At 72.7% G+C, this 6144-nt stretch carries 8 protein-coding genes; 4 read left to right on the top strand and 4 right to left on the bottom strand.

What is annotated here, in order from left to right:
• Positions 1-70 precede the first annotated feature (70 nt).
• The 3 genes from cobM to SGA01_RS41275 are packed head-to-tail and all read right to left on the bottom strand — an operon-like array spanning position 71 to position 2241.
• Positions 71-820 (bottom strand): precorrin-4 C(11)-methyltransferase, encoded by a 750-nt coding sequence (gene cobM, locus SGA01_RS33880; RefSeq protein WP_141301516.1) that lies wholly within the window; start codon positions 818-820, stop codon positions 71-73.
• The gene (gene cbiE / locus SGA01_RS33875) at positions 817-2055 is read right to left on the bottom strand and encodes a precorrin-6y C5,15-methyltransferase (decarboxylating) subunit CbiE (protein ID WP_141301514.1); all 1239 of its coding nucleotides are present in this window, start codon (positions 2053-2055) and stop codon (positions 817-819) included. The genes cobM and cbiE overlap by 4 nt, the downstream gene beginning before the upstream one ends.
• A 42-nt stretch (positions 2056-2097) precedes the next feature.
• On the bottom strand, positions 2098-2241 hold the full coding sequence (locus SGA01_RS41275; RefSeq protein ID WP_167534238.1) for a DUF6126 family protein: 144 nt from the start codon (positions 2239-2241) through the stop codon (positions 2098-2100).
• 142 nt (positions 2242-2383) lie between these two features.
• On the opposite strand from SGA01_RS41275, the gene SGA01_RS33870 reads away from it, so the two are divergent.
• The 4 genes from SGA01_RS33870 (at position 2384) to SGA01_RS33855 (ending at position 5033) form a co-directional block, all read left to right on the top strand.
• Positions 2384-3463 (top strand): LLM class flavin-dependent oxidoreductase, encoded by a 1080-nt coding sequence (locus SGA01_RS33870; RefSeq protein WP_141301528.1) that lies wholly within the window; start codon positions 2384-2386, stop codon positions 3461-3463.
• 4 nt (positions 3464-3467) lie between these two features.
• The gene (locus SGA01_RS33865) at positions 3468-4091 is read left to right on the top strand and encodes an FMN reductase (protein ID WP_141301513.1); all 624 of its coding nucleotides are present in this window, start codon (positions 3468-3470) and stop codon (positions 4089-4091) included.
• A 133-nt stretch (positions 4092-4224) separates the two neighbouring features.
• Entirely contained in the window at positions 4225-4653 is a 429-nt protein-coding gene (locus tag SGA01_RS33860; RefSeq protein WP_055642560.1) for a universal stress protein, read from the top strand.
• Positions 4654-4658: 5 nt separating this feature from the next.
• Positions 4659-5033 (top strand): VOC family protein, encoded by a 375-nt coding sequence (locus tag SGA01_RS33855; RefSeq protein WP_141301511.1) that lies wholly within the window; start codon positions 4659-4661, stop codon positions 5031-5033.
• Here SGA01_RS33855 and SGA01_RS33850 read toward each other — a convergent pair.
• The gene (locus tag SGA01_RS33850) at positions 5030-6115 is read right to left on the bottom strand and encodes a MerR family transcriptional regulator (protein WP_174867605.1); all 1086 of its coding nucleotides are present in this window, start codon (positions 6113-6115) and stop codon (positions 5030-5032) included. The two genes, SGA01_RS33855 and SGA01_RS33850, sit on opposite strands and share 4 nt — an antisense overlap.
• Positions 6116-6144: the final 29 nt, after the last annotated feature.

Raw genomic sequence — 6144 nt, 5'->3', positions numbered from 1 at the left:
GGGGCCCCGGGGATCGGACTCCCCGGGGCCCCGCCGCGTGTCCCGTGACGCGAACGGCTCAGCGAACGGCTCAGCAGACGTGCCGCTCCCGCGCCGGGTCGTAGAGGTGGCTGTCGCGGAACTCCGAGGCCGCGAGCGTGCGGCCCACGATGATGACGGCCGTCTTCGTGATCCCGGCCGACTTCACCTGCTCCGCGATGTCGTCGAGGGTGCCCCGCAGGACCAGCTCGTCCGGGCGGCTGGCCATCGCGACGACGGCGGCCGGGCAGTCCGCGCCGTAGTGGGGGACCAGCTCGGAGACGATCCGGTCGACGTAGCGGGCGCCCAGGTGGAGGACGAGCAGGGCGCCGCTGCGGCCGAGCGTCGCGAGGTCCTCGCCCTCGGGCATCGGGGTGGCCTGCTGGGCGATCCGGGTGAGGATGACCGTCTGGCCGACGGTCGGCACGGTCAGCTCCCGCTTGAGCGCGGCCGCCGCCGCGGCGAACGCCGGGACGCCCGGCACGACCTCGTACGGGATGTCCAGCGCGTCGAGCCGCCGCATCTGCTCCGCCACCGCGCTGAAGACCGACGGGTCGCCGGAGTGGAGACGGGCCACGTCCTGGCCGGCCTCGTGGGCGGCGGCGATCTCGGCGACGATCCGGTCCAGGTCGAGCTGGGCCGTGTCGATCAGCTTCGCGTCCGGCGGGCACTCGGCGAGCAGCTCCGTGGGGACGAGCGAGCCGGCGTAGAGGCAGACCCCGCACTTCGCGAGGGTCCGGGCGCCGCGCACGGTGATCAGGTCGGCCGCGCCCGGGCCCGCGCCGATGAAGTAGACGGTCATGCTTCCTCTTCCTTGGTTACGGACCCCTTGGTCACGGACCACTGGGTGACGGGCATCGCCTGGCGCCAGCCGGTGAAGCCGCCGACGGGGACGGCGGCGGAGACCGCGAGCCGGATCAGTTCGCCGCCGTGGCGGCGGTAGCGGTCGGCGAGCAGCGCCTCGGATTCGAGGGTCACGGTGTTGGCGACGAGCCGGCCGCCGGCGGGGAGCGCGTCCCAGCAGGCGTCGAGGAGGCCGGGGGCGGTGAGGCCGCCGCCGATGAAGATCGCGTGGGGCGTCGGGAGCCCGTCGAGGGAGGCCGGGGCCGGGCCCGTGACGACGCGGAGGGCGGGGACGCCGAGGGTGTCGGCGTTGCGGGTGATGCGGGCGGCCCGCTCCGGGGACTTCTCCACGGCGACGGCCCGGCAATCGCGGTGGGTCCGCATCCATTCGATGCCGATGGAGCCGGATCCGCCGCCGATGTCCCAGAGGAGTTCGCCCGGGGCGGGGGCGAGCGCGGCGAGCGTGGCGGCGCGGACGTACCGCTTGGTGAGCTGCCCGTCGTGCTCGTACGCCTCGTCCGGGAGACCGGGCGCGGCGCCGAGCCGGAGCGTGCCCGGGTCGCGTACGCAGTCGAGGGCGAGGACGTGGAGGGCGTCGGTCCGCTCGTACGGCCAGTCGGCGGCGGTCGCGTCGAGGAGCCGCTCGGCGGGCCCGCCGAGCTGTTCGAGGACGCGGATGCGGGTGCCGCCCCAGCCGGTGCGGCGCAGCAGCGCGGCGACCTCGGCGGGGGTGCCGGGTCCTTCGCCGAGGACGAGGAGCCGGCGGCCGGGGTGGAGGGCGGCGGAGAGCGCGGCGAGCGGCCTGGCGACGAGGGAGACGGTCTCGACGGCCTCCAGGGGCCAGCCGAGGCGGGCGCAGGCGTACGAGACGGAGGAGGGGTGCGGGTGGACGTGCAGGCGGTCGGCCCCGGCGGTCTCCGCGAGCGTGCGGGCGATGCCGTAGAAGGACGGGTCGCCGCTGGCGAGGACGGCGATCGCGCGCCCCTCGTGCGCGGCGAGCAGTCCGGGGACGGCGGGCCGGAGGGGGGAGGGCCAGGCGATCCGCTCGCCGGGGCACTCGTCGGCGGAGAGGAGGTCGAGCTGGCGCGGGGCGCCGATCAGGACCTCGGCGGCGCGCAGGACGCGGCGGGAGCTCTCGGGGAGCCCGTCCCAGCCATCCGCGCCGATTCCGACGACCGATATCGCAGCGTTCACGTCGGCGACTTTACGTGAGCCCTCGGGGGGCCTACCGCTGGGTCACTTCTGGGCGTTCTGGCCGACGTAGAAGAGGAGCCAGACGAAGCCCGCGAAGGCGTGGGTCGCGAAGACGTAGACGAAGACGCGGAGCATGACGCCCCGCTCCTTCCAGCGCTCGTTGTCGTACGTCTTCTCCTCTGTCATGCGGTCCAGGGTACGGGCCGTGGACCGGTCGTGGACGGGCCGCGGACGGGCCGGAATACCTCGGAGGGTGGCACCGTTGGACGAGATGATTTAAGGTTCAACTAACACAACGGACACAGCAGGAACGCGAGAGGTGAGCACGATGCAGTTCGGGATCTTCACCGTCGGCGACGTGACGACCGACCCCACCACCGGCCGTACCCCGACCGAGCACGAGCGGATCAAGGACACCGTCGCCATCGCGCTCAAGGCGGAGGAGGTCGGCCTCGACGTCTTCGCCACCGGCGAGCACCACAACCCGCCCTTCGTCCCCTCCTCCCCCACCACCCTCCTCGGCCACATCGCCGCCCGCACCGAGAACCTGATCCTGTCCACGTCCACGACCCTCATCACCACCAACGACCCGGTGAAGATCGCCGAGGACTACGCGACCCTCCAGCACCTCGCCGACGGCCGGGTGGACCTGATGATGGGCCGCGGCAACACCGGGCCGGTCTACCCGTGGTTCGGACAGGACATCCGCCAGGGCATCCCGCTCGCCATCGAGAACTACGCGCTCCTCCACAAGCTGTGGAGGGAGGACATCGTCGACTGGGAGGGCAAGTTCCGCACGGCCCTCCAGGGCTTCACCTCCACCCCGCGCCCGCTCGACGGCATACCGCCGTTCGTCTGGCACGGCTCCATCCGCTCCCCCGAGATCGCCGAGCAGGCCGCGTACTACGGCGACGGCTTCTTCGCGAACCACATCTTCTGGCCCAAGCAGCACACCGAGAAGATGGTCCGCCTCTACCGGCAGCGGTACGCGCACTACGGCCACGGCACCCCCGAGCAGGCGATCGTCGGCCTCGGCGGCCAGATCTTCATGCGCAAGAACTCCCAGGACGCCGTACGGGAGTTCCGCCCGTACTTCGACAACGCGCCCGTCTACGGCCACGGCCCGTCCCTGGAGGAGTTCTCCCGGGAGACCCCGCTGACCGTCGGCTCGCCGCAGGAGGTCATCGAGCGCACCCTGTCCTTCCGCGACTACGTGGGCGACTACCAGCGCCAGCTGTTCCTCGTCGACCACGCCGGACTGCCCCTCAAGACGGTCCTGGAGCAGCTCGACATCCTCGGCGAGGAGGTCGTCCCGGTGCTGCGCAAGGAGTTCGCGAGCCTGCGCCCGGCCGGCGTGCCGGAGACCGCCCCGCTCCACCCGTCCGTACAGAAGAAGCTGGAGGTCTGACGCCATGCAGACGTTGAAGCTGGTCGCCGTGTCCGCGGGACTCAGCGCGCCGTCCTCCACCCGGCTGCTCGCCGACCGGCTGCTCCAGGCGGCCCGCTACCGGCTCGCCGAGCAGGAGTACGCGGTCGACGTCCAGGTCGTCGAACTGCGCGACCTGGCCGTGGACATCGCGAAGAACTTCGTCACCGGCTTCCCCTCGGAGAAGCTCCAGGAGGCGATCGACACGGTGACGGGCGCGGACGGGGTCATCGCGGTGACCCCGGTCTTCACCGCCTCGTACAGCGGTCTCTTCAAGTCGTTCTTCGACCTGATCGACCCGTCGGCGCTGACCGGCACCCCCGTCCTCGTCGGCGCGACCGGCGGCACCGCCCGCCACTCCCTCGTCCTGGACCACGCCCTGCGCCCGCTCTTCGCCTACCTGCGGGCCCACGTCGTCCCGACCGCCGTCTACGCGGCCTCGGAGGACTGGGGCACGGGCGGCGACGAGTACACCGAAGGGCTGCCCTCCCGGATCACCCGGGCCGGGAACGAGTTCGCGGACACGGTCGCGGCCCGGCCGTCCCGGCGGACCGACGAAGACGAGATCGTCCCCTTCGAGAAGCAGTTGGCCGACCTGCGCCTGGATTGACCTCTTTGTTACGTTGTGAGGGAGCTTTGCCTTGGTTCCTGAGGTTCCTGAGGTTCCTGAGGTTCCTGAGGTTCCTGAGGTTCCTGAGGTTCCCAAGGTTCCCGAGGTTCCCGACAACGAACGGAGGTCGGCGATGGCCGGCGGCAGGATCGTGGTGGGTGTGGACGGATCGGAGCCTTCCCTGAAGGCGCTGAAGTGGGCGGCCGCGCAGGCCGCCCTGACCGGGGGCTCCCTCCAGGCACTGATCAGCTGGGAGTACCCGGCCTCGTGGGCGACGCTGATGCCGGGCGTGCCACCGGAGTTCGACCCCGAGCGGCTCGCCAAGCAGATCCTGGACGAGTCCCTGGACAAGGCCCTCGACCCGCGGGTCGCCGCCGCGACCACCCGCACGGTGGTCGGCGGCAACGCCCCGCAGGCCCTGCTCGACGCGGCGCGGGGCGCGAGTCTGCTGGTCGTCGGCGACCGCGGCTACAGCGGCTTCAAGGCGGCGGTCCTGGGCTCGGTCTCGTCCCACGTCACCCAGCACTCCCCCTGCCCCGTCGTCGTCGTCCGAGGAGCGTGACCGCCATGGACATCAAGCTGGAACTGATCGGCGTCCCCGTCAGCGACGTCGACCGGGCCAAGGCCTTCTACGAGCGGGTCGGCTTCCACGCCGACCACGACGTCCCCGTCAGCGACGCCATCCGCTTCGTCCAGATGACCCCGCCCGGCTCGGCCTGCTCGATCGCCTTCGGCAAGGGCATCACCGAGATGGCCCCGGGCTCCCTCGACAACATGCAGGTCGTCGTCACCGACATCGAGGAGGCGCACGCCGACCTCACCGCCCGCGGCATCGAGGTCAGCCCGATCGACGACCAGCCCTGGGGCTCCTTCGTCTACTTCGCCGACCCCGACGGCAACCGCTGGGCCGTCCAGCAGACGACCCCGCGCACGGCCTCCTAGGCCCTGTCCGGCACCACGTCCGCCACCACGCACGACACGTTGTCCGGGCCGCCCCGCCCTTCGGCGTCCACCAGCGCCAGGTCGACGAGCGCCCGGACCGTGTCGGCGGGCCCGGAACCCGCCGCGAGCACGCCACGGATCTCCGCTTCCGGCACCACCGCCGAAAGCCCGTCCGTGCACAACAGCCAGCGGTCGCCCGGCCTCCCCTCGTACAGCCCCAGATCCGCGACGGGGCCGCTCCCGGCCCCGTCGAGGGCCCTCAGGAGCAGCGCCCGGTCCGGGTGCGCCGCAGCCTCCGCCGAGTCGAGCTCACCGGCCTCGACCCGCTCCTGGACGACGGTGTGGTCCCGGGTGAGGCGCGTGAGCTCCCCGTCCCGCAGCAGATACGCCCGCCCGTCCCCGACGTGCGCGAGCGCGAACCGGTCGCCCGTCCACACCCCCGCCGTCAGGGTCGTCCCCGATCCGGGCGCCGCCGCCCCGACCGCCGTGTCCGCACGACGGACGGCGTCCTCCAGCGCGTTGAGCAGGTCCCCGACCCGATCCGGAGCCCGCACCCCCTCGATCTCCGCGAGCGCGGCCGACGCCGCCCGGTCCCCCGCCGCCCCGTAGCCGTCCGCGACGGCGAGCAGTCGCGGACCGGCGTGCACCCGGTCCTGGTTGGTCTCCCGCACCCGCCCGCGCTCCGAGAGCGCGGCGGAGAGCAGGCCGTACGGCCGTGCGTACGTCGTCGTCATCGTCGTCGTCATGTCCGTGGGTCCTCCCAACCGGTCTGCCAGGGAGGCCGCCAGATCCCGCCGCGCCGCCGTCTCCGCCTCGACCCGTGCCCAGTAGGCGCGGACCGTGCGGGCCGCCGCCCCCGGGTCCGTACCGTGCAGCACGCACACGTCCCTGACCTCGGCGAGCGGCATCCCGATCCGCCGCAGCCAGGCCACCAGGCGCGCCCGCTCCACCTGCGCCCCGGCGTAGTAGCGGTAGCCGCTGTACGCGTCGACGCGGGCGGGTGTCAGCAGGCCGAGCTCGTCGTAGCGGCGCAACGCCTTGGCGGAGAGCCGGGACGCGCGGGCGAACTCCCCGATCGTCATGAGCCGTTCCACCGGCGTGCCACCTCCCC

The sequence above is a fragment of the Streptomyces gardneri genome, assembly GCF_006539185.1.
GTDB lineage: Bacteria > Actinomycetota > Actinomycetes > Streptomycetales > Streptomycetaceae > Streptomyces > Streptomyces gardneri.
Note: the sequence above shows the minus strand (reverse complement) of the source record. Positions and strands in the feature narration are given on the sequence as shown.